The organism is Ensifer adhaerens (assembly GCF_002940685.1).
In the GTDB taxonomy this organism is placed as follows: Bacteria; Pseudomonadota; Alphaproteobacteria; order Rhizobiales; family Rhizobiaceae; genus Ensifer; species Ensifer adhaerens_E.
In genome coordinates, this window is the sequence record NZ_PNFP01000014.1 from 212022 (window position 1) to 232490 (window position 20469).

General features: G+C 60.0%; 24 protein-coding genes and 2 pseudogenes. 16 read left to right on the forward strand and 10 right to left on the reverse strand.

The window, feature by feature from the left end:
• Position 1 precedes the first annotated feature (1 nt).
• The 9 genes from C1A35_RS25660 (at position 2) to C1A35_RS25700 (ending at position 8336) form a co-directional block, all read left to right on the forward strand.
• Positions 2 to 982 (forward strand): siderophore-interacting protein, encoded by a 981-nt coding sequence (locus C1A35_RS25660; protein WP_104667075.1) that lies wholly within the window; start codon positions 2 to 4, stop codon positions 980 to 982.
• Positions 983 to 1279: 297 nt separating this feature from the next.
• A complete protein-coding gene (locus C1A35_RS25665; protein WP_104667076.1) occupies positions 1280 to 1951 on the forward strand; it encodes a DUF938 domain-containing protein in 672 nt (223 codons plus the stop codon).
• A gap of 145 nt (positions 1952 to 2096) precedes the next feature.
• Complete coding sequence (locus C1A35_RS25670; protein ID WP_272939269.1) at positions 2097 to 3248, forward strand: sulfite oxidase; 1152 nt, start codon at positions 2097 to 2099, stop codon at positions 3246 to 3248.
• An 8-nt stretch (positions 3249 to 3256) separates the two neighbouring features.
• Positions 3257 to 3463 (forward strand): hypothetical protein, encoded by a 207-nt coding sequence (locus C1A35_RS25675; RefSeq protein WP_104667078.1) that lies wholly within the window; start codon positions 3257 to 3259, stop codon positions 3461 to 3463.
• Positions 3464 to 3694: 231 nt separating this feature from the next.
• A complete protein-coding gene (locus C1A35_RS25680; protein ID WP_104667079.1) occupies positions 3695 to 4087 on the forward strand; it encodes a RidA family protein in 393 nt (130 codons plus the stop codon).
• A 135-nt stretch (positions 4088 to 4222) separates the two neighbouring features.
• Positions 4223 to 5221: a TRAP transporter substrate-binding protein gene (locus C1A35_RS25685; RefSeq protein ID WP_104667080.1), complete on the forward strand. Its 999-nt coding sequence runs from the start codon at positions 4223 to 4225 to the stop codon at positions 5219 to 5221.
• Positions 5222 to 5302: 81 nt separating this feature from the next.
• Positions 5303 to 5779, forward strand: coding sequence for a TRAP transporter small permease (locus C1A35_RS25690; RefSeq protein WP_104667081.1), 477 nt, complete (start codon positions 5303 to 5305; stop codon positions 5777 to 5779).
• Entirely contained in the window at positions 5776 to 7056 is a 1281-nt protein-coding gene (locus C1A35_RS25695; RefSeq protein ID WP_104667082.1) for a TRAP transporter large permease, read from the forward strand. Before C1A35_RS25690 ends, C1A35_RS25695 begins: the two co-directional genes overlap by 4 nt.
• Before the next feature lie 35 nt (positions 7057 to 7091).
• Positions 7092 to 8336: a Zn-dependent hydrolase gene (locus C1A35_RS25700; RefSeq protein ID WP_104667083.1), complete on the forward strand. Its 1245-nt coding sequence runs from the start codon at positions 7092 to 7094 to the stop codon at positions 8334 to 8336.
• 29 nt (positions 8337 to 8365) lie between these two features.
• On the opposite strand, the gene C1A35_RS25705 is transcribed toward C1A35_RS25700, so the two are convergent.
• Positions 8366 to 9439, reverse strand: a complete 1074-nt coding sequence (locus tag C1A35_RS25705; protein ID WP_234823015.1) for a LysR family transcriptional regulator — start codon at positions 9437 to 9439, stop codon at positions 8366 to 8368.
• Between the two features lie 90 nt (positions 9440 to 9529).
• On the opposite strand from C1A35_RS25705, the gene C1A35_RS25710 reads away from it, so the two are divergent.
• The 3 genes from C1A35_RS25710 to C1A35_RS25720 all read left to right on the forward strand — a co-directional run bounded on the left by C1A35_RS25710 (position 9530) and on the right by C1A35_RS25720 (position 11707).
• Positions 9530 to 10516 carry a PAS domain-containing sensor histidine kinase gene (locus C1A35_RS25710; protein WP_104667084.1) on the forward strand — a complete coding sequence of 329 codons (987 nt, stop codon included), beginning with the start codon at positions 9530 to 9532 and terminating at the stop codon, positions 10514 to 10516.
• A gap of 28 nt (positions 10517 to 10544) precedes the next feature.
• Positions 10545 to 10901, forward strand: a complete 357-nt coding sequence (locus C1A35_RS25715; RefSeq protein WP_104667085.1) for a response regulator — start codon at positions 10545 to 10547, stop codon at positions 10899 to 10901.
• A 518-nt stretch (positions 10902 to 11419) separates the two neighbouring features.
• The gene (locus C1A35_RS25720) at positions 11420 to 11707 is read left to right on the forward strand and encodes a DUF1515 family protein (protein ID WP_104667086.1); all 288 of its coding nucleotides are present in this window, start codon (positions 11420 to 11422) and stop codon (positions 11705 to 11707) included.
• 151 nt (positions 11708 to 11858) lie between these two features.
• Here C1A35_RS25720 and C1A35_RS36445 read toward each other — a convergent pair whose 3' ends face one another.
• The 9 genes and pseudogenes from C1A35_RS36445 to C1A35_RS25765 form a co-directional block, all read right to left on the reverse strand.
• Entirely contained in the window at positions 11859 to 12281 is a 423-nt protein-coding gene (locus C1A35_RS36445) for a hypothetical protein (protein ID WP_199773021.1), read from the reverse strand.
• Positions 12282 to 12584: 303 nt separating this feature from the next.
• A complete protein-coding gene (locus tag C1A35_RS25730) occupies positions 12585 to 12851 on the reverse strand; it encodes a hypothetical protein (protein WP_104667087.1) in 267 nt (88 codons plus the stop codon).
• Positions 12842 to 13015 (reverse strand): annotated as a pseudogene (locus C1A35_RS37365) (WGR domain-containing protein); the annotation flags it as partial. The pseudogene C1A35_RS37365 and the gene C1A35_RS25730, both read right to left, overlap by 10 nt.
• Positions 13016 to 13038: 23 nt before the next feature.
• A complete protein-coding gene (locus C1A35_RS25740) occupies positions 13039 to 13338 on the reverse strand; it encodes a hypothetical protein (protein WP_104667089.1) in 300 nt (99 codons plus the stop codon).
• Positions 13339 to 13573: 235 nt separating this feature from the next.
• On the reverse strand, positions 13574 to 13741 hold the full coding sequence (locus C1A35_RS25745; RefSeq protein WP_104667090.1) for a CsbD family protein: 168 nt from the start codon (positions 13739 to 13741) through the stop codon (positions 13574 to 13576).
• Between the two features lie 45 nt (positions 13742 to 13786).
• Positions 13787 to 14101, reverse strand: a complete 315-nt coding sequence (locus C1A35_RS25750; protein WP_104667091.1) for a plasmid stabilization protein — start codon at positions 14099 to 14101, stop codon at positions 13787 to 13789.
• Between the two features lie 272 nt (positions 14102 to 14373).
• Positions 14374 to 14601 carry a hypothetical protein gene (locus C1A35_RS25755; protein WP_234823017.1) on the reverse strand — a complete coding sequence of 76 codons (228 nt, stop codon included), beginning with the start codon at positions 14599 to 14601 and terminating at the stop codon, positions 14374 to 14376.
• Positions 14602 to 14868: 267 nt separating this feature from the next.
• A complete protein-coding gene (locus C1A35_RS25760) occupies positions 14869 to 15084 on the reverse strand; it encodes a DUF3072 domain-containing protein (RefSeq protein ID WP_104667092.1) in 216 nt (71 codons plus the stop codon).
• A gap of 150 nt (positions 15085 to 15234) precedes the next feature.
• Positions 15235 to 16344, reverse strand: coding sequence for a flavodoxin family protein (locus tag C1A35_RS25765; RefSeq protein WP_104667093.1), 1110 nt, complete (start codon positions 16342 to 16344; stop codon positions 15235 to 15237).
• A 151-nt stretch (positions 16345 to 16495) separates the two neighbouring features.
• Here C1A35_RS25765 and C1A35_RS36820 point away from each other — a divergent pair.
• From C1A35_RS36820 to C1A35_RS25790, 4 genes and pseudogenes are all read left to right on the forward strand, one after another.
• Positions 16496 to 16649 (forward strand): annotated as a pseudogene (locus C1A35_RS36820) (cysteine hydrolase); the annotation flags it as partial.
• A 706-nt stretch (positions 16650 to 17355) separates the two neighbouring features.
• Entirely contained in the window at positions 17356 to 18027 is a 672-nt protein-coding gene (locus C1A35_RS25780; protein WP_104667128.1) for a response regulator transcription factor, read from the forward strand.
• An 8-nt stretch (positions 18028 to 18035) separates the two neighbouring features.
• On the forward strand, positions 18036 to 19364 hold the full coding sequence (locus C1A35_RS25785) for a sensor histidine kinase (RefSeq protein WP_104667095.1): 1329 nt from the start codon (positions 18036 to 18038) through the stop codon (positions 19362 to 19364).
• A 182-nt stretch (positions 19365 to 19546) separates the two neighbouring features.
• Positions 19547 to 20428: a DUF3313 domain-containing protein gene (locus C1A35_RS25790; RefSeq protein ID WP_104667129.1), complete on the forward strand. Its 882-nt coding sequence runs from the start codon at positions 19547 to 19549 to the stop codon at positions 20426 to 20428.
• Positions 20429 to 20469 lie beyond the last annotated feature (41 nt).

A 20469-nucleotide genomic window follows, 5' to 3' on the forward strand; every position in this document is an offset into this window, starting at 1 on the left:
GATGGCAAGACGCAATCCGTCGCTCCGGTGGCGCCTCAGCTGGCAATTGAGCCTCGTCATTATCGCCGTGGTTGCCTCGGTGATCATAGGGCTTTGCATCTGGGCGACCACGATCATGTCGCCGAACACGGCCATGGAGGGGACGGTCGTCTCGGTCGTGTCCTCTGCCGTAGGCCGGGGAAACGATGGTCAGCTCCACCTTTCCGAGACCCATGAGCTGACGACGCTCAAAGCGCAAAACAGTGCGTTGTGGTTCGTGGTCGCCACCACCAGCGGTGCCTTTGCGTCCTACGGATCTATTCCGGCCGCCTATGCCGCGCTGCCCTCGGTAATCCATCTGTTCGACGAAGCGGACATAAGGGGGGCCGCAAACACCAGCGAAATTGCGACGATCGAAAACGCCAAAACGTGGCCGGAGGGCGAGAACGAGCTGCTCGTTCGGGTCTACACCATCCGCGCTGTCGATCGCGATCGGGGGGAGTTGTGGATCGATTTCCTGCAACATCCGGCACCCGGCATATCGACACCAGGTGCGGACTTTGCCCGCAACGCACGGCCCGGCGATGTCGCGGCCCTGCTTGGTCCGGCCGCAGGCGGTCTGCCAGAGGCGCGGACCATTTTGCTGATCGGGGACGAAAGTGCGCTGCCAGCCATAGCGAGGATTGCGGCGGAGGCTCCGGTCGAAACCAAAATGGGCGCCATCATCGAAGTCGAGGGCACAGCGGAAGAGCAACTGCTTCAATCTGATGGCATGCTCAACGTGCAGTGGTTGCACCGGGCGAGCTACCCGCACGCCGCAGCTGATATGCTCGTGCAGGAGGCGAAAGCTGCGATCGAAGCGGCGAACGACGAGACGTTCGTCTGGGTTGCGTGCGAAAAATCGGATGTACGAACGATCAAGACATTTCTCAAAGCGCGGAACCATGATCGCAGGATGATGTATGTTGCCTGGTACTGGGAACGCGATCGGACCACAGCATGATCTGCGGGCGGAAAGATCAACGACGCGACCGTAACGGAACCATCCCGCTAGACGCCGCCTGCAGCTCTTAGGAGGGGCAGGCGGCAATACTAGGTCACTGCGACGACCCGAGCGTCTTGGGGCCAAAAACTCCGGGTCGGCTTCCGGCTCCGATTCTCGAACGTGATCTGACGCGAAGTCGCCCTTCGGTCGTCCGCGGCCGCACACAGCGCCGCCGAGCCTTCGTAAGTCCGAAATCCTTGATTTCAGTCATTTCAGCTATAAGGTGAGACATCACCCAAAGGGGATTACAGGCCAATGCTCCCAGAGATGAAGGACCGTTCGCCTGTTGCGCTTGAACAGCGCGACGTCAGCGCCGACCAGCGCATGTTCTCCCCTTCTGCTGCGCGAAATTCGGCGCCGATCCTCGCGGTCCTGCAACGTGTCCTTCCAACACGTGGCGCCGTGCTGGAGATTGGATGCGGGACGGGCGAGCACGCCGTGTGTTTTGCGGGGGCTATGCCAGACATCAGCTGGCAGCCGAGCGATCCGGATGCCGACGCCCGCACCAGCACGTCTAGCTGGATCAAGTTCGCAAGGCTGAGGAATGTGCTGGCACCGCTGGATATCGATGTGTGCTCAGGACAATGGACCGTCGAACAAGCGGGGCATTTTGACGCCATCGTGTCAATCAATATGCTCCACATCGCACCATGGACGGCAAGCTCAGGATTGTTCGCAGGAGCTGGGCGTTTGCTTCACGATGGTGGGCTTCTCCTTCTCTACGGCCCCTTCATGCGCGACGGGGTACACAACGCTCCGTCGAATGCTGCCTTCGACGCCGCTCTAAAGGAGCGCAACCCATCCTGGGGTGTGCGTGATATCGCTGACCTCGAACAATTGGGTGAGGCCGCTGGACTTATTCTGCGCGAGACGATCGAGATGCCTGCCAACAACATGTTGTTGGTCTTCTTGAGCGGTACTGTCTGAACGACAAGCAGGCGCGAAAGAGACGTGTGCGCATAGCGGCATGCTGCCGTCCGAAGTTGATCCGAGGAACGTGCGGGAATGCGGCCGAAGGCGGAGCGATAGACGCACTGCGAGGGGCGGTGTGATCTAACCGGAGTTCGCGGGAGTGCATACCGAGGTTGTGCTGTTCGAAGGGGAGACGAGAACGATGCCGACACCAGAGCAACCCAGTCTGATAGTTCGACAAAAATCCCCACAGAACACCGAGTTTCCATTTGCGTCGCTCTCCGATCGGCTCATCCCAACCGAGCTGTTCTTCGTGCGAAACCATTTCCCCTCGCCGGACCTCGATGCCCGAGACTGGAAACTGCGCGTTGACGGGGCAGTGGCGCGGCCGCTCGAACTTGACCTTGACAGCATCAAGGCGATGCGGAGCACGACTTTGACTGCGGTCGTCGAATGCGCCGGGAATGGCCGCGTCTACTATGTGCCGCCGAAGGAGGGGTTGCAGTGGCAGAACGGAGCCGTCGGCAATGCTGCATGGGCAGGAGTTCTTCTCCGCGAAATTCTGGAAATGGCCGGGGTCAAGCCAACCGCGCGTGAGGTTCTGCTTGTGGGCGCAGACAGCGGCGTCGTCGACACCAACAAGAAAACGGCTTCTCCTGGCCCAATCGCTTTTGCGCGCAGTTTACCGCTTGAGAAAGCCATCGCTCACAGCACGATCCTTGCCCATTCGATGAACGAGGAGCCGTTGACGCGCGATCACGGCTACCCGCTACGCGCGGTCGTGGGTGGCTGGTTCGGCATGGCTTGGGTCAAGTGGATCACCCATATCACGGTTTTGGAAGAACCATTCCTTGGCTACTGGCAGGCGCGTGAGTACTTCCGTTGGGAACGCAACCTCGGGGAACCGAGACTGGTCCCCCTCACGGAGATGGAGGTCAAAGCGCAGATCGCGCGTCCCGTGCAGGGCGCGCGTCTCATCGCCGGCCAACCGTATCGAATTTTCGGAGCCGCATGGAGCGGCGAGGCTGCTATCCGGCAGGTGCAGGTCTGCACCGGAGACGGTAGGGGTTGGCGCGAGGCAAGCCTCCTCGAAACGGAGCGTCCCTTTGCATGGCGCCTGTGGGAGTACATGTGGACCCCTGAACAGATGGGACAATACAAACTGCGATGTCGCGCGATCGATGGGGCAGGGCGCGTGCAGCCCGACCTGCAGCGTTCCGACTTCGAGAGCTACGCGGCCAATTGGATTGTACCGGTGGAGGTTACGGTCGTTCCCGAGCCGCAGACCTACGAGGAGGAATTCGTGATCTGATCAACCGCATGGGGCAGGGAGCGCGAGATCCTGGCAAAGATCGACACCTATCTGGCGGAACCGGTACCGACAAGACGAAGCTGCTCACCGCCACGATCTTCGTAACCGATCTTGGCAAGAAGCCGGAGATGGACGCCGTGTGGAAGGCCTGGGCTGCCGCCGATGACCTAGGAGGCGATACGCTGATCGAAGTCGTCGTTTCGGCGTTTCAGTGAGGGTATTGCCAGTTCAAAACCTGTTCATGGAATGGCCGGTGTGAACTTGCTTTGGTCTCGTGTGTGCCCGCCCGGCACGGCTGGTAGGAGGACCAAACCGCCACATGGCTTTTTGATGCCGGACGGAGCCACAGGTGGCGTTCGGCTGATCGGTCCGAACTGGTCCCCCGCCTTGCGGCTATGCAATAACGCTGCAACGATATCTGCAGCCAGGCAAGGAGAACGGCGAGCATGAAGCATGAAATTATTGAAATCCCTGTGATTTCTGAGGCGATCCGGAAGCTCGGCGCGCCCACGTCGGCGCTTTCGCGGATCGATGGGCTTCTCTACACCTGCGGCATGCCCCCGATCGACCTCAAGACGGGGGAAATCGTCAGGGGCGATATTGCGGTCCAGACACGTGCCTGTCTGGAGGCACTTTCCTTTACACTGCAGCATGCCGGCTCGTCGCTGGATAACGTCTTCAAATCACTCGTCTTTATCACGGACAATGCCTTAGCCGGCGAGATGAACGCGGTCTACCGGGAGTACTTCCCACATCGCTTTCCGGCTCGAAGCTGCGTTGCAATCAAGCCCTGGGCGCTGTTCGATATCGAGATCGAGTGCATCGCAACGGTCGGGTGAGACGAGCAATTGCCACAGGAAATCGCATTGCGTCCCATAGGCGGACGCAATGCTTGCCATTGGGACCGGCTATTTGTCTATGGTCGATCCTGTCTGCCTAATGTGCCCAGAACAAATGCAATAAAAGAGGGTGCTATGAAACTGGGCATTTCGAAAATTTCTCGCGGCCTGGCCGCGACGGTGATGGCAGGCATCATCGGTCTTTCCACTCACTCCGCCGCGATGGCCGAAACGACGATCCGTCTTGGCCACGTGCTTGCCGATACGCACAGCTGGCACAAGGCCTCCACCGACTTCGCCACGGAAGTGGGCGAAAAGACCGAGGGCCGGGTGAAGATCGAAATCTTTCCGTCGGGCCAGATCGGCACGGAAAAGGAAGTCATCGAGGGCATGCAGATTGGCACGATCCAGGCCGGTCTCATCGGTAGCGGTTCCTTCCAGTTTGTCGAACCGAAGTTCGGCGTCATCGAAATGCCCTACGCCTGGACCAGTCGCGAGCAGGCTTTCGCGGCGCTCGACGGCCAGCTTGGTACGACGCTTGCCGATCTTCTCCGCCCGAAGGGCATCGAGGTGCTTGCATGGTGGGAAAACGGTTACCGCAACATCACCAACAGCAAGCATCCGATTTCCAAGCCCTCTGACCTTGCGGGCATCAAGATCCGCGTGACGCCGGATAAGGTGCGACTTGCCACATTCGAACTGCTCGGCGCGCAGCCGGCGCCGCTTGCCTTCGGCGAACTCTATTCGGCCCTGCAGCAGGGCGTGTTCGATGCCCAGGAAAACCCGATGTCGATCATCGATGCTTCCTCGTTCTTCGAAGTGCAGAAGTACGTTTCGATGACCGGTCATATCTGGGGCGCGGCTTGCCTCACCGTATCGAGCATGACCTGGGCCCAGATTTCTCCCGAGGATCAGGCGATCGTCAAACAAGCTGCCGTCAAATGGGGCAACGCCCAGCGGCAGATGGTCGCCGACAACGAAGTCGCGCTCATCGAGAAGCTCAAGTCGAAGGGCATGGAATTCAACGAGGTCGACAAGGCGGCCTTCGTCGAGGCGCTGAAGCCGATCTGGGAGAATGAAAAGGACGTCTTCGGTCCTGAATTGCTCGCGATCATGGACAGCTACCGCAAGTGACGCATTCCGTCCTGTCCGCCGCAAGCGGGCAGGACGATCTGTTTGACCGGGTCCGTCCTTCTGACACCAGCGAGATTTCCCATGCAAAGTGAACCGATGCCGCAATCGCGGATCGCCGCTGCCATCGACCGCGCAGCAGGCACCATTGGTGGCCTGGCAATTGCCACCTTCACCGCAATCATCGTCTACGTCGTCATCTGCCGATATGCCTTTTCGTTCACCCCGCGCTGGTCGGAGGAAATTCCACGCCTGCTCCTCGTCTGGGTGACCTTCATCGGCGCGATCTCGGCGTTCGTGCGCAAAACGCACCTGTGTGCGGGTCTCACGGATCTCATCGTCGCGCCAGGCCGGCTGCGTAGCTTTCTTGCGGTGCTTGCGCGCATCGCCGCCTTTCTCTTCCTGGCGGTCGTCTTCTGGTCCGGATGGAAGATCACAGCACTCACCTGGTCGCACGAAACGACGGTGCTGAGCTGGCCCGCCGGCCTCGTCTATCTCTCCCTCCCGGTCACCGCTGCCTTCGCCTTCGTCGCCCTTTTCGCCATGGAGCTGCGCAAATGAGCCTGGCGCTTGTCGTTCTCTTTCTTGTCTTCGTCCTGCTTCTGCTCATCGATGCACCAATCGTCATCGCGCTCGCGCTATCTTCGGTCGCCTATCTCCTGGTCGGTGACGCCCTTCCGGTGATGGTTGTCGCACAGCGCATGGTTGCCGGCATCGACAGCTTTACGCTGCTCGCCATTCCCTTGTTCCTGCTCGCCGGCCTGCTGATGGTGCACGGGGGGCTTGCGCCGCGCATCGTCAATCTCTGCGCTGCCGTCGTCGGCCAGCGCACCGGCGGCCTTGCAATCGTAATGATCGCCGCCTGCATGATGTTCGGATCTCTGTCGGGTTCGGGCGTTGCCGACGTGGTGGCGATCGGTTCGATGCTTCTTCCGGCCATGAAGGAACGCGGATACGATCCGGGTTTTTCTGCCGCGGGTCTTGGCTGCGCTGGCTCGCTCGGCACGGTCATTCCGCCATCGATCGTGCTGATCGTCTACGGCACGGCGACCGGTACATCCATTGGCCAGTTGTTCATCCATTCCATCGGCCCCGGCATCTTGCTCGGGTTGGGGCTGATGCTTGTCGCCTGGTGGATCTCGCGCAAGAACGGCTGGAAGGGCGGCGAGCCCTTTAGCTGGGGGCGGCTGGGGGAGGCGCTGCGAGAATCCGTTCTGGCGCTGCTTGCACCTGTCATCATCGTCGGCGGCATTCGCTTCGGTATCTTCACGCCGACGGAAGCTGCCGGGATCGGCGTCGCCTATGCCCTTCTTGTCGGGACATTCGTCTATCGCCGCCTTTCGCTCGAAAAGGTGTTCACGCTTCTACGCGACACCACGGAGATGACCGGTTCGATCCTCATCGTCATCGCCGCCGCTTCGGTTTTCGGCTGGATCCTGACGGTTGAGCAGGTGCCGCAGCTTGTCGTCAACGCCATCACCGGCGCAACCGAGAGTGCCACGGTTGCCCTGATGCTGATGATGCTCGCGGTCCTGGTGCTCGGCACGTTCATGGAATCGATCGCGATCATTCTCATCCTCGCGCCGGTCTTCTTGCCGGTGCTCAGGGCCTTCGAGATCGATCCGGTCTATTTCGGCGTGCTGCTCACCATCAACCTGGCGATCGGCGCGAACACGCCACCGCTCGGTATCGACCTGATGGCAGCCTGCCGCACCGGGGGCATACCGATGTCCGCTTCCTTCCGCTACCTCTTGCCGTTCATCGGCGTCATGACGCTCATCATGTTCCTGCTTGTCCTGTTTCCGGGCCTTATGACGCTGATGTCGTTCGGCATGTGATGAGACCCACCACAATCGCATCTGAAAGGTGAACCATGTCGTTCGCACCCAATACCCGTGTCGATATCGATCGCTTCTGGTCGACCATCGAAGGCTCCGCCGACATTGGCCAGGGCAGGCCGGGCGGCCTTGCTCGTCTGACGTTGACGGATGCTGACCGCCAGATGCGCGATCTCTTCGTTACCTGGTGCCGAGACGCAGGGTTGAGGGTTGAGATCGACGAACTCGGCAACATCTTCGGCCGGCGGGAGGGGCTTGATCCTTCCTTGCCGCCCGTACTGGTCGGCAGCCACCTCGACACCCAGATCAACGGGGGCCGCTTCGATGGCATTGCCGGTGTGCTGGCAGGGCTCGAAGTCGTGCGCACGTTGAACGACGCCGGCCATGTCACGCGCCGTCCGATCGTTGTCGTCGACTGGACGAACGAGGAGGGGGCTCGGTTCTCTCCGCCCATGGTGGCGTCCGGCTGTTTCGTCGGTGCCTATGAGGCTGACTGGGTGCGTAATCTGATTGCCGACGACGGCGCGCGCTTCGGTGATGAACTGGAGCGCATCGGCTACAACGGCAACAGGCCGTGCCGTGGCGGCGAGGTTGACGCCTATTACGAGCTTCACATCGAACAGGGGCCCATCCTCGACCTTGAGGGGCGCGACGTCGGCGTGGTGACCGGCGGCTACCCGAGCTATGGCATGCGGGTGCGCTTCGACGGCAAAACCGCCCATACGGGGCCGACACCGATGGACTTGCGCCGCAACGCGCTAATCGCAGGGGCCCGTTGGCTGACGGCGGTAGACGACATCGGTTGGGACTTTGCCGTCGGCGACGGCAAGGCGACGGGCGCAAGGCTTGCCGCCTGGCCGAACAAGCCGGGCATCCTGTCTGATACCGCGCAGGCCATCTGCGACGTACGCCATCCCGATCCTGCGACGGCGCGCGTGATGGGCGAAAAGATGCGCCGTGCGGTCTTTGAAAGCGCTGCCCGCGCCGGTTGCGAGGCTGTGATCGAGGATGAGTGGTTCTGGGGCGGCGACATCTTCGACCGGTCGATGGTTGACGGAATCCGGTCCGAGGCGGGACGCATGGGCTATGACTGGCGCGATATCCAGTCTCAGGCCGGGCACGATGCCTATTTCCTTGCCCGCCACTGCCCGACGGCGATGATCTTCACGCCGTGCAAGGGCGGCATCACCCACAACAACGAGGAGGATTGCGATCGGCACGACCTGGCGCCGGGCCTCAATGTCCTGCTGCATTCGGTCGTTGCGCGCGCCGACCGGTGATCTCACGCCTCGGGGGGACCCTGTCGCCCCTAGTGCATGTCCGGGTAGAGAGTGCGCAGTTCCTTGATGAGATCGAGAAAATGTCGCTCCGCCCGGGAATAGTCGCACTCGGGATGGGTCACGATGAAGACATCGGCGCCGAGCGGAAAGCCCTTTATCTCCAGCGGCCACAGCAGGCCGTTGGAAACTTCGTCATGAACTGCAGTCAGGGGCAGGATTCCGATCCCGAGACCGGCCACGATCATGCGCCGGACCTCCTCGAGGTTCGGGCTCTGTCCGCTGACGCGCTCGCCAAGGCCGAGGCTTTGGCTCAGCACTGCCATCGGCTCGAGCCCCATGCCTTCGGTCGCGCAGGTAAACGACACGAAGGACTCCTGCCGCAGTTCCCGCTTTTCGACCTCCTTGCGTCCGAAGAAGGGGTGTTCTGCACCGCAATAGACGCTGAACTCCTCGCGGAAGAGGAGCTCACAAGCGAGGCTGAAGACCGGGCGGGATAGCAGACAGAACCCGATGCCACACTTCTCCGTCTGGATGCGTTTGATCGTGTCCTGGCTGTTTTGGACCTCGATTGTCCAGGTGACCGAAGGGTAGCGCTGGTGATAGAGCCTGAGTGCCTCGTTAATGAGGGGAGATTCAAGATTTGAGATGATCTGGATCCGGACTTCGCCGAACTCCTCGATCGCCCGTTCCTGCGTCCGCTGAGCGATACGCTCGACGGCTTGGAAGATCTCGCTGCACTCTTCGTAGACCTTCTGCCCAGGCGCCGTCAGTTCGAATTTGCGGCTGCCGCGAAGCACCAACTGGCATCCCAACTGCTCTTCCAAACGCTGGAGGGCCTGGCTCACCGACGGTTGGCTCATGTTAAGCCGAGCCGCGGCCCGTGTAAGGCTGCGCTCTTCGGCGATCAGGAAGAAGGAGCGCAGTAGATTGAGATTGAGATCAGCTAACATCCGACAGTGTTTAATCAGCGCGAGACGAAACGGCAATTCCCAAGACTCTCGCGGGTGGATGGGGCCGTAAGCGAAGGGTTTCAGGCCGCCATCCGATCGCTCACAGACGCGGTGACGGCAGGAGGTCCCGCCGAACAGCCTGAGGCGCGTCATTGGCCGTCTCCTCAGCGGGAACAACGTGCTTTGCATGTACGTTGTTGGTGGTAGATTCATGTTCCGCCAGTTGGACAAGCGAGATTAGCCATGAATCTCGAAGATCTTTACCGTTTGTTGCGCAACGGCCATCTTGAAGCCCAGGGGATCATCGACACTGTCCCCGATCCCTTGCTCCTGCTGGATCAAAACCTGCGAATTCGTTCCGCCAGCCGGGCCTTTTTTTCGACTTTCAAGGTCAATTCCGACGATACAATCGATCAATACGTCTACGACCTGGGAAACGGCCAGTGGGACATTCCTGAGTTGCGTCGCCTCCTCGAAGAAGTTATCCCGAAAAGCGCCGCGGTCGTGGATTATGAGGTCGAACACGACTTTCCGAGCATCGGCCGCAGGACGATGTTGGTGAGTGCGCACCGGTTGTTTCGACCCGAAAACAACAGCCGATTTCTGCTGCTTTCGATCGTTGACGCCACGCAGCGACGCAAACGCGAGGACGAACAGGCCGTTCTTCTTGGCGAGATCCGGCATCGGATGAAAAACCTGCTCGCCTTGGTCCAGGCACTTGCCCGGCAGACCACGGCCGACGGCCGATCTGGCGAGGAATACAAAGATGCCTTTCTCGGCCGCTTCAATACGCTGGTGCGAGCTCATGATGCGGCTTACACACAAGAAGACCAGGCTGATTTGAAGGAGGTGGTCGAGCGAACGCTCAACCCCTACTCGGAAGGTACGGGAGCTATTGTGATCGAACCGGGCCCGTCGGTTGTCCTGGAGCCGGGTCAGGTCGTGTCGTTAAGCATGGTTCTGCACGAACTGGCGACCAATGCCATCAAATATGGTGCCCTGTCGACCTCAACGGGAAAAATCCAGATAGAATGGGAGACAGAGACCGCAAGCCCACCGCGCCTTCGTTTGTCGTGGCGGGAGAGTGGCGGCCCTCCGGTCACCCCGCCGACGACCGCGGGATTCGGCACGCGGCTCGTCCAATTTTCTGTGAGCCAGGAACTTGGCGGCCAGGTGGAACTGAATTACCAACCCGAGGGTTTGGTGGTGGAGATCGTATCTCCACTTTGACCGGTCTCGTGATCTCGAGGCTGGTTTCATGTCCAAGACCGTGCTTCTCGTCGAGGACGAGTTCCTGATCGCCATGGACCTCAAGCTGCTTTTGGAACAGCGGGGCTGGATTGTGATCGGGCCCGCTGCGACGGTGGTTGAAGCACTCGGATTGTTGCAAAATGCTCGGCCCTCCGTAGCCGTTCTCGATGTGACACTAAAAGATGGGCCGGTAACGCGGGTGGCAGAGGTGCTTCGCGCGCGCAATATACCCTTCGTGATTGCCAGCGCTTATGAGTTGCCAGAGCATGTCGGCGGAGAGGCGCTGTCGGGGGCACCCAATGTCGGTAAGCCGACGGATGAGCGTGATCTGTTCAGAGCTCTCGAGCAGGCGGTCCAGTCCTAATTGTCGCTTCTCGCTATTTTTGACGAAGCTGGGTTTGGATCTGCTTCGTTGTCGGAAGTATCCGCACGACACGAGGGGTCGAAGGCGACGCCGGCAATAGCCTCATTGCCTCCTACAAATGCTTGAGCCTCCACAGGGGAGCGGAGGCCCAAGGCATGCGCGCGTTTTGAAATAGCGAAATTGCGCGGCAATACAAACCGGCACAGGCTCATCTCTAACGTGTGCTTTGTGGGTGCGCAATTACAAGTGTATTGTCGCAATTCCTGGGATCCAAAGCAACGGATTCTTGAGGTTCCTGACTAATCAATCCGAATTACGCAAGGCGGGATGATGCCCAGCTGGCGGGCCTTTTGGGTTAATGCTGAAACGGTCGTCCCCCGGCCTGGTGTTGCGCCATCAGATCATCGCTGCCGTTCGCGACATCAAGAGCGCAATCCAGGATGCGCCGGCACGATCAATACGCCGAAAATCATCGCCGGAGGGCGCGACCGTGCATCGCCGCAGGATGATTTGGTCGGTTGAGTGGGCACCTAGAAGCCTCCACGGCCACCCTTGCTGCCGACGTTGCGGAAATGAAGCCTGTCACCGACGACGTGAAGCGGCGGAAGCTGATGGGGATTGGCGCACTGGGCGTGACCGGCATCGCTGCAATGGCGCGCGGTGTTGGCGTCGCCGAGGCGATCCGACGCATCGCGTTTGTAATTTTAGGAAAGGGGTGGCCCGGTAACCCAAAAAGGCCCCGCCTGTCGAACGGGGCCAAGGGCTGTGTTGCAACGGGCTCCATTTCCGTGGGGACAGAACAATGAAGCCCGGCCTTGATCCGCAGGGGTGTGGATCGTCGGCACTACGAACAACTGTCATCGATGCGCAAAGTTCCCTATGCGTCCGGCCGATATCGGCCGGTATCAGAATTCTGCTCAAGCCACATGGCGTTGTCGAAAAGCGCGGCCTCGTCGCTCAATCCCCTGCGAAATTGATTGGTGATATGCCGGCCAACCGATCGGCGCGTTTTCCATAGCGCGGGACGCCGCACCAAATGCACACTCGGTCGAACGTCCGTTGGAGCATTTCGAGATCGTCCGGGCTGATCTGGTTGCCAGACCCCCCTGCAACCTCCTGCATTGTTGCCACCGGGTTGACATGGACGAGTGCATCAAGGTTCCCTTGCGTCACCGATCTTTTGTCAAACCCGAACGCGCGCTTCAGAGCGCCGCTGTCGCGGACTCCTCTCTGGTAGTAACTGAGAATGCGTCTCGCGATTGCTTCTGCAGCCTCGCAATCTTGCGATAGCCCGCGCTCGCGCAAGATATCTTGGAAGATGTGGTCGATCTCATCTATTTCGTGAGGGAGAAGGGTCGTTGACCCGGTCATGGTAAACATCACGCGACCTCCTAAACTGGGGCGAAAGCGCGATGATCTTCCAGCCGTCGGGGCCCTTGTAACTGCCCGGCGATGGCGACAGTATGCGCCGATCCCACAGCAAAACAACGTTCAAAGAGGATCGCTGAGCGGGGTGGGTCGTCTTGCGGGCATCGCGAAGGGATAGAAATAGGCTCCAAGGGGGTTCGAGCGCGCGTGTCAGGGCACCAGGGTTTGGCACTCAAAGACACTGGAGCCCGGGTCATTGCGAAGCGGAGTGTCGTTGGCGATACCGGAACGCCTGCGTGTGGCGGAGGGTTTCTGCTACTTTTCTGTCCGCCGATTCTGCAACTGAAGCCGGGCGAGCAGATCGACGACCTCTGCTTGTAAGTCCAGGCAAAGCTGCTGGAAATCTTGTATCCGTTCCTCCTGGCGTGGGATTTCTCGATGGAGAATGTCGAGGGTTCTGGCCGCCAACGCATAGTCTTCGAAAAGGTCGTTGAGTTGATTATCTTTCGCGGAGCGCAGCTGTTCACGGTGGCGGGGCAATGCCATTGCCAAGCGCGCGCGCCCGAGATGCATCAAGGCCATGCTGTCACCTCGCTACTCATTTGCTTGGCCGCGACCACGCGACGCTTTCTCCAGCCACGCTTGAGCTTCTCAACTCCGAAGTGATGCTCCATCGATTGTCCGCGGGCTCCGATCCGTCCCCAACGGGGTGTGAGGCAAACGTCACCGAAGAGCGTTGTCACGATCTGCCGTCTGTTGTGACTAAGCCTTAGCGGCTGCCTTTCGGAAGCTGTTCATCAAAGCGGGTCTTTTCGCGCGCTGGGTCGTCTTCGAGGATCTCTTCCTCGCTGTCTTCCGGCAATGCGTCGTCTGGATTGATGTTGGCCTCATCGCGGCTCGGAACTGGCGGCACGCGTCCAGTCTCGGCCGGTAACTCTTCGACGTCGTTAGGCGCAGCTCCGGACCGGTCTGGCATTGGAATCGGTTCGAGGTCCATCTCCGGAGGGCGCGGCGTCGAGATCGGCTCCGGAATCGGCTCTCTGGTTTTCCCGTCGTTTGGATCGCTCATTATCTGGCTCCTTTCCAGTTGAAAGGTGAACCGGTTGGCGCCGGTAAAGTTCCGAATGGACAGGCCCTCTGGTGAACAGTGTTCCTGAATGGCTCGGAGAGCGAGATAATCAGAAAGTCGCCGACCGCGTCTCATGAGCCCTTCCGGCGGTGAGGATGGCATGGGGACGGCAAAAAGATTGACCCGGTGCGCTGTAATTGGATCTGGACGACCACAAGGTTGAGCCAAAATCCTGTTAATCGGAGCGATCCTTTTCAAGGCCGTAGCGCTCCTGAATTTTGTCCTCAAGCTGCTCGCGTTTACCTGCGACTTGATCCAAGTCGTCGTCGGTCAACTTGCCCCACTGTTCCTTGGTCTTTCCCTTGAGCTGCTTCCAACTGCCCCCTACGCGATCCCTGTCCATTGCGTTTCCTTCTTTGAAATTACGTCCACTGGCGCCCGTTATGGATCACTGACGTGCGTCTTGTGCGTTTCGCTTGCGGGTTGCGGCGGCCTTTTTCGCGGACGCCGACCGCTCTGCTTTCGGTCGCCCTGCAGCCGCTCTTCCGCCTTTTCTTCCGCCCTTTTCAGAAGAGGCATGGCTTTCCTCGTGCCCACGGCCCGAACCGGACTTGTTGCCGCCGCCGCTCTCCTTGTTGACCGTGGCCCAGGCTCGACGCTCGGCCTCCTTTTTCGGAACGCCCCGGTCTTCGTAGCCCTCTTCGATGTGCTCGGCTTTGCGCTTCTGCTTGTCGGTGTATGCGGACTTGTCACCTCGAGGCATGGTTTTGCTCCTTCTCGCTTCCTCCTGTCTCGAACTCACGATGATTGCCAAGGTTCCTTCCGGGTCAATCAGGCTTTACAGGTGGGAATGGCGATGCATCTGAAAAACAGGCCGCGAGTCGATCGCGGCCTAGTGCATGCGTGTAGGGGGCAGAGGGCTCCAAGTTAGGGACTTGGAAGCTTGGAGCCCGATTTCACCAGTGAGCGGTAGGTTCCAGCGACGAGCGCGGCTGACATTCCTAAGTGACGTCAGGCCAGAAGCGCTGCTGGAACCTATATGCTGATCAAAAAGATGACGATGCCGGCCGCGATCAAGCCAAGGCCAACCCAGTTTCTGACTGGTGAGAAAAAGCCAAGCCCCTGACCTTGTGGCTCTAAAGTCGGTCTTGAGCGGGCAGATCGGTGAAAGTCACTGAGAGGTCGGGTTCGCAGTGCTTCCCAAGTGAGAGACAGCACCCCAAAAACAACACAGGCAGCAGCAACAAGAACGATCATGGACATTGCAGCCTCCTCGCGCAAAGCGATGGTATGAAGCGCGTGATTGGTCAGCGTTCGCCCAGCGGGGCAAGTTAAGAAAGCAGACCAGCGCCTCCGACCTGCTCAATCCGGAAGCAACGAAGAAGTTCCGCGGATGCGCGGATGCTCGAAAGCACCTGGCTCAACATGGGCCGCGCAGCATGGTCGAGCGTGGTCTTCCTCGATCCACGCAACAACGATCTCCGCGAAGCCTCGGGTAGCTCGGGCCGCCGTTTCTGCAATGGCGTACGCTCAATCCAGATCGAGTTCCTGCTTCAGATGATCGATCCGTTTCGACGCCTCCGCCTTCGTCAGGTCCTCGGCGTACGCTTCCGGTCGATGTGCTTGGTCCGACAATGTCTTTAGGTAGGAGCGCTGCGCGCCGGTCATCGGCTCGTCGCCGCTCACCCAATCGTCTGGATCTTTCTCGGTATTGGATGAAGTGTGGGACTTTGGGTTTTTGCTCATCCTAGCCTCCCGAATCTTATCGCAAACGTGACAGTCCGCGTCGGGTTCCAACCGTCGACGATATCGACCCCGACGCAATCGCCTGTTTTAAGGGACGGGCCCCGTTTCGCGCGAAGCGATTGGGTGTCCGCGACAGGGTACCCGCAGATCTTACTTCTCACGCGGCTGTCTGAGGCGCGAACCAGCAGAGATCATCCGTCCGCTTCGTTTGGCCAGTACGGCCCTTCGCAATGTCAGGGACGCGTTCCTGACCTCGTCCTTCAGACTGTCGTCCTTGTCGAAATCGGCATGGCCCTCGGCGTAGTTCTTCCAGTAGCCGATGTAGCGATCGAGCTCAGCCAGAGCGCCAGCCGATTCCAGTTCCATTGATCGGAGCCAGTCGACAAGGCCGCGCCGCGTGTTTTCCGCGCCTTCGGTATCGCCATGTACAACGACGGAGAAAATTCGGCCCTTGAGATGACGCGGGTAAGCCCAACCGTCCATCTCCATTTTTTTGGCGATCGCCGCATCCTTGCCCTGGGTGCTCGTCGGATCGGGGTTGCCGCCGTCGGCGCACACCAGCCGGTCCATCATGAGCTTGAGCGGGGAGGATGGGCTATACCAGTTAACGGGGGTGATGATCATTACGCCATGTGCACCGACCCAGAGCGGATATATCTCATTCATCCAGTCCTGCACTTGTCCGAGGCTGTGGTTCGGATAGCAGGAGCATGGCCAGTGACAGAGCGCGGGCGACGTAGAGAAGCAAGCCTTGCAGGAGTGGATGTGCCGCCCGTACTCAGAGGCCAGCCTGTCGAGCGACAGAACATCTACGTCAACACCGCCCTTTTCCTCGATTGACACCTTGGCCAACTCCACCATGCGGTAGGACTTGGACACTTCGCCCGGACAGGTGTGCTCGCTTCGCGCCGAGGCGTTGATCAACAGAATTCTTGGCGTCCGAGTCTTGTCGTCGTGACGTGCCTTCGCGTCGTCGATCGCATTCTTTGCGGCAATCCAGTCAATGGAGAGTTCGTAGGCTGGATCCTTATAGCCGGGTCCCGCTCTGCGGGTATGCGGGCTCTTTCTGGAGTGTTTGTAGGCATCCCATGCGACATTAGCGATATTGGTGAGCTGTGATTTCAGGGGTTCAAACGCTGGGTCCTCAAATTGCATGAGATACCGTCGCGTGAATTCTCGCTTGTTGAGCCTCGGACTGGGCATACCCTTTCGCGGTGTGAGAATCGGGTCGAAATCGGGTGAGTCCGGATGTGAGGCCATTGACGCTCTCCTGTCTCAAAGGAGAACGCGAAGCCCGCAAGAAGGTTCGTGGGCCGTCTGTGTTGACCGCGCTCGAGTGGACTGTGGGGGGCAGCCCGGAACTTGTCGTGCTAATCGCGGGTTCGGTCAATCTTCACGGAGGCAACCGACCATGAAAGCAGTCGGCAATTGGCGGCACATTTGCGCCGATGCCCAGCGGATGTTTTTGGAGCAGACGCCCTGGCACGTGCCGTGGATGGCAACCGTGCTACCGAAGCTTGCCGAAGTTTCGACGCCATGCGGGCACAACAATCTTTACCAGATTTGCCAATGCACTCCGGCAAGCGAAGGACGCACTTGGAGGAAATGACGTTCGCATTGGTGGTGGCGGACCCACGGCCGTTCGCACGTAGATGTACCCATGTAAGCTGTTCCACCGCATATCGGGGTTCTAGGCGCCTAAATCCTCCCATAGGCGGATGCCGCGTCCCAGCAGATGAATGCGATCGCGATGGTCGCTGGACCGTCAGATCGTGCTCGAGTGCGGGTCCAATTCGAAATCGCGCCATGACCGCCGTCAATTCGCGCGGCGACGTTTTGACTGGCTGGCTCGGCCACATCGCCACTGATCCGTTGGCGCGCTACATCGCAATTCGATCGGACGTCAGGATCAGAATAATCGCTGGACCCACCAGAACGGCGGCGAGCAAAAGTGCCGACAGGATCGAGCGTATGAGGAGGCGCAGCAGCGGTCTGTGGATCATCTGGCGACCCGGTGTGCCTCGCGCGGATCGACGGCGAACGGTCGCAGTCCCGTCCCGGAAGTGCATTCCGCCTCCGAAGTCTTCATGCTCGCTGATCCTTACTGCTCCCTGGAAATCGTGCCCGTCACCGCACATACAAGCGAGGGCGGCTTGATGTTGTGTTAGGTCTGAACGGTTGCAGCAGTGTTACGGTCGGCTGCCCCGTGGTTTCCGTAATGCTGCTGTAATTCTCCCGGTAGATTCGGAAGGCCGAAACCATGGGATGCCGATGCGGATACTGCTGATCGAAGACGAGAAGGAATTGGCGGCGGCGCTGGCTGTGGCGCTCAGCAAACATGGCATCGTCATCGACCATACGACCCATCTCGCCGACGCAGCCGAACTAGCACGTCAGAACGCCTATGGTGCAATTCTTTTGGACCGGCGCCTGCCGGACGGCGAAGGGCTGAGCTTCATCCCGCAACTGCGCCGCATCGGCCAGGACGTGCCGATCATTGTCCTGACCGCACGCAACGAGCCGATGGAACGGGTTGAGGGCCTCGACACCGGGGCGGACGACTATCTCGGCAAACCCTTTCACGTCGAGGAACTGATGGCGCGCCTGCGCGCCGTGCTGCGCCGTCCGGCTGCGCTTGCTGAGCTGCAAATGAAGGTGGGACGCATGGCGCTCGACCCGCTGAGCCTCACTGTGACCGTCGGTGACGTGAAGCTCGACGTCCCAAGGCGCGAACTCTTCGTCCTCCAGGCCCTTGCCAGGCGCCGGGACAAAACCGTTCTTCGCTCGACACTCGAAGCTGCGGTCTACAACTACGAAGAAGAGATCCAGTCGAACGCGATCGACGCCCACATTTCAAGGCTGCGCAAGCGGCTGGCGGATGCTGGGGCCGGCGTTTCGATCCACAACATCCGTGGGGTCGGTTACCTCCTGAAGGAAGAGTGAGGGGCCAGATGGCAAGACGCAATCCGTCGCTCCGGTGGCGCCTCAGCTGGCAATTGAGCCTCGTCATCATCGCCGTGGTTGCCTCGGTGATCATAGGGCTTTGCATCTGGGCGACCACGATCATGTCGCCGAACACGGCCATGGAGGGGACGGTCGTCTCGGTCGTGTCCTCTGCCGTAGGCCGGGGAAACGATGGTCAGCTCCACCTTTCCGAGACCCATGAGCTGACGACGCTCAAGGCGCAAAACAGTGCGTTGTGGTTCGTGGTCGCCACCACCAGCGGTGCCTTTGCGTCCTACGGATCTATTCCGGCCGCCTATGCCGCGCTGCCCTCGGTAATCCATCTGTTCGACGAAGCGGACATAAGGGGGGCCGCAAACACCAGCGAAATTGCGACGATCGAAAACGCCAAAACGCCGGCTGGCGAAGTCCGGATTTTGTTTGGCGGCGTGGCGGACAAGGGCTGGGGTGCTCTGGCTCTCTTGGCGAAGGCCTACCCGATCTACCTGTCTTTGGTTGCCTGTGCTCTTCCGGCGATTTTTCTTGCCGTTCCTCACATCGTCGGGCGTGCTCTCGCGACGGTGAGCGAGGTTGCCGACGAGGCATCGCGGATCGATCCGCGCCGTCACGGGACGCGCCTTCCGCTGGCGGGGATCCCGAACGAGGTCGCCCCGGTTCTGATCGCATTCAACGGCGCACTTGAGCGTCTGGAGGACGAGTCGAGGAAACGGCGGCGCTTCCTGATCGATGCGGCCCACGAACTGCGAACTCCCATTGCGATCATGCAGACGCGCATCGATGGCATGCCTGACGGCCGGGAGAGAACACGCCTGATGGATGACGTCGCCCGACTAGCAGACGCGGCAGAACAACTTCTGGACTTCGAGCGCAACGATCAGGCGCTCGTTCTGGACGAGCCGATGGATCTGGTTGACATCGCGCGATCGGCCGTGGCCGATCTGGCTCCCCTGGCGATAGGGGGAGGCTATCAGGTGTCTTTCCACAGTGATGTGGAGACGCTTGCGCGAAAGGGCAACCCGTCAGCCGTGTTGCGCGCGGTCACGAACCTCGTCCGAAATGCGATCGATCACGGCGGCAATGCCGGCATGATTGCAGTCTCTGTCTCAAGCGATGGTCGCGTCGAGGTTTCCGACGAGGGACCCGGGATACCTGCCGAGCATCAGGAACTCGTCTTTGAACCCTTCTACAGGGTCGCTCCCAAGGACACGGGCGCAGGTCTTGGTTTGAGCCTTGTAAAACAGGTGGTTGCAAACCACGGGGGGCACGTCAGCCTCACGAGTTCGGCGAGCGGAACCAAGGTTGCCGTCCACCTCTGATCGGCAAGAGACCTGGGATCTGTGTCGCCGTCACCACTGCGCCGATGCAAGAAGGGGCGATTTGCCACGATAGCTTCCCCCGTCACAGCGCGGACCAGCTTGTAATTCTGTAGCAATTGTCCATCCCCAAGGTCGCCGTTGCATGTCAACGGAGATCATGAAACGTGCTAAAAGAATATTTGATTCAATCGCTTATTTGGGTTTTCTCCTCGTTCGTCCCGGCCCGAGCGATCGGTCTGGCAGGACTTCTCGCGACAGGCCTGGCCAGCTGCCAGTCGGTTCCATTGAAGGAGGCGGGGACTCTGACCTCCTATAGCAACCTCGGTCCGTCGAAAGGCATGGTGGCCAAGAAACGCCTCTACGTCGACGGGCAACGTCTGGCCGGTGTGAAGACCGTCCGCATCGCGCCGACGATGTTTTCCTTTGCCGCCACCTCCAAGGTCAAGTCAGGTGCCGATCGCGATTTGGTCTCGAACGCTCTCGATCGCGCACTCTGCGTCGCGCTCAGCGATAGGTATGAGATGGTTTCTGCCGATCAGCCTGCTGATCTCACGGTTCGCTCCGTGGTTGCCGATATTGTTCCGACAGATAAGGCGCTCGCCGGGGTCTCGACGGCGGTGACGGTTGGTACCGGTTTCGTCTTGCCCGTCAGTGTGCCGCGATTGCCTGTCGGCCTGGGAGGCTTGGCCATAGAGGCCGAAGCTGTCGATGCCGGCGGCCTGCAAAGCGCTGCGATGCTTTGGGCTCGCGGTGCGAATTCGATCCTCGACAAGCCCCGTGTTTCGGAAGTCGGCGACGCCTACAGCTTTGCAACGAAATTTGCCAACGAGTTTTCGCAGGTCCTGATCTCCGGCAAGGAGCCGAAGGCATTGGATATCTCGCTGCCCACCCGGCAACGCATGCAATCCTGGCTGGGTGGTAAACCCAAATATGCTGCATGCGACGCCTTCGGCCGGGCACCGGGCCTGCTCGGCGCGATCGCTGCCAAGTACGGCGCGCCACCCCAATGGATCGACAAGAAACCGAGTGGTCGCGTCCCCACAAGTGGTGTAGCTGGGCGGTAGCGAAGCCGCTCGCGAGCGCGCCCTCGACAGCGCCGTAGCGA

What these genes read in the sequence shown, in the direction of transcription:
- C1A35_RS25710 (WP_104667084.1), top strand. Translation starts at nt 9,530, where the DNA reads ATGAATCTCGAAGATCTTTACCGTTTGTTGCGCAACGGCCATCTTGAA.
- C1A35_RS25680 (WP_104667079.1), top strand. Translation starts at nt 3,695, where the DNA reads ATGAAGCATGAAATTATTGAAATCCCTGTGATTTCTGAGGCGATCCGG.
- C1A35_RS25690 (WP_104667081.1), top strand. Translation starts at nt 5,303, where the DNA reads ATGCAAAGTGAACCGATGCCGCAATCGCGGATCGCCGCTGCCATCGAC.
- C1A35_RS25660 (WP_104667075.1), top strand. Translation starts at nt 2, where the DNA reads ATGGCAAGACGCAATCCGTCGCTCCGGTGGCGCCTCAGCTGGCAATTG.
- C1A35_RS25665 (WP_104667076.1), top strand. Translation starts at nt 1,280, where the DNA reads ATGCTCCCAGAGATGAAGGACCGTTCGCCTGTTGCGCTTGAACAGCGC.
- C1A35_RS25675 (WP_104667078.1), top strand. Translation starts at nt 3,257, where the DNA reads ATGGGGCAGGGAGCGCGAGATCCTGGCAAAGATCGACACCTATCTGGC.
- C1A35_RS25700 (WP_104667083.1), top strand. Translation starts at nt 7,092, where the DNA reads ATGTCGTTCGCACCCAATACCCGTGTCGATATCGATCGCTTCTGGTCG.
- C1A35_RS36445 (WP_199773021.1), bottom strand. Translation starts at nt 12,281, where the DNA reads ATGTTTACCATGACCGGGTCAACGACCCTTCTCCCTCACGAAATAGAT.
- C1A35_RS25765 (WP_104667093.1), bottom strand. Translation starts at nt 16,344, where the DNA reads ATGGCCTCACATCCGGACTCACCCGATTTCGACCCGATTCTCACACCG.
- C1A35_RS25750 (WP_104667091.1), bottom strand. Translation starts at nt 14,101, where the DNA reads ATGCCTCGAGGTGACAAGTCCGCATACACCGACAAGCAGAAGCGCAAA.
- C1A35_RS25760 (WP_104667092.1), bottom strand. Translation starts at nt 15,084, where the DNA reads ATGAGCAAAAACCCAAAGTCCCACACTTCATCCAATACCGAGAAAGAT.
- C1A35_RS25780 (WP_104667128.1), top strand. Translation starts at nt 17,356, where the DNA reads ATGCGGATACTGCTGATCGAAGACGAGAAGGAATTGGCGGCGGCGCTG.
- C1A35_RS25745 (WP_104667090.1), bottom strand. Translation starts at nt 13,741, where the DNA reads ATGGACAGGGATCGCGTAGGGGGCAGTTGGAAGCAGCTCAAGGGAAAG.
- C1A35_RS25695 (WP_104667082.1), top strand. Translation starts at nt 5,776, where the DNA reads ATGAGCCTGGCGCTTGTCGTTCTCTTTCTTGTCTTCGTCCTGCTTCTG.
- C1A35_RS25755 (WP_234823017.1), bottom strand. Translation starts at nt 14,601, where the DNA reads ATGTCCATGATCGTTCTTGTTGCTGCTGCCTGTGTTGTTTTTGGGGTG.
- C1A35_RS25705 (WP_234823015.1), bottom strand. Translation starts at nt 9,439, where the DNA reads ATGACGCGCCTCAGGCTGTTCGGCGGGACCTCCTGCCGTCACCGCGTC.
- C1A35_RS25685 (WP_104667080.1), top strand. Translation starts at nt 4,223, where the DNA reads ATGAAACTGGGCATTTCGAAAATTTCTCGCGGCCTGGCCGCGACGGTG.
- C1A35_RS25740 (WP_104667089.1), bottom strand. Translation starts at nt 13,338, where the DNA reads ATGAGCGATCCAAACGACGGGAAAACCAGAGAGCCGATTCCGGAGCCG.
- C1A35_RS25715 (WP_104667085.1), top strand. Translation starts at nt 10,545, where the DNA reads ATGTCCAAGACCGTGCTTCTCGTCGAGGACGAGTTCCTGATCGCCATG.
- C1A35_RS25785 (WP_104667095.1), top strand. Translation starts at nt 18,036, where the DNA reads ATGGCAAGACGCAATCCGTCGCTCCGGTGGCGCCTCAGCTGGCAATTG.
- C1A35_RS25730 (WP_104667087.1), bottom strand. Translation starts at nt 12,851, where the DNA reads ATGGCCTTGATGCATCTCGGGCGCGCGCGCTTGGCAATGGCATTGCCC.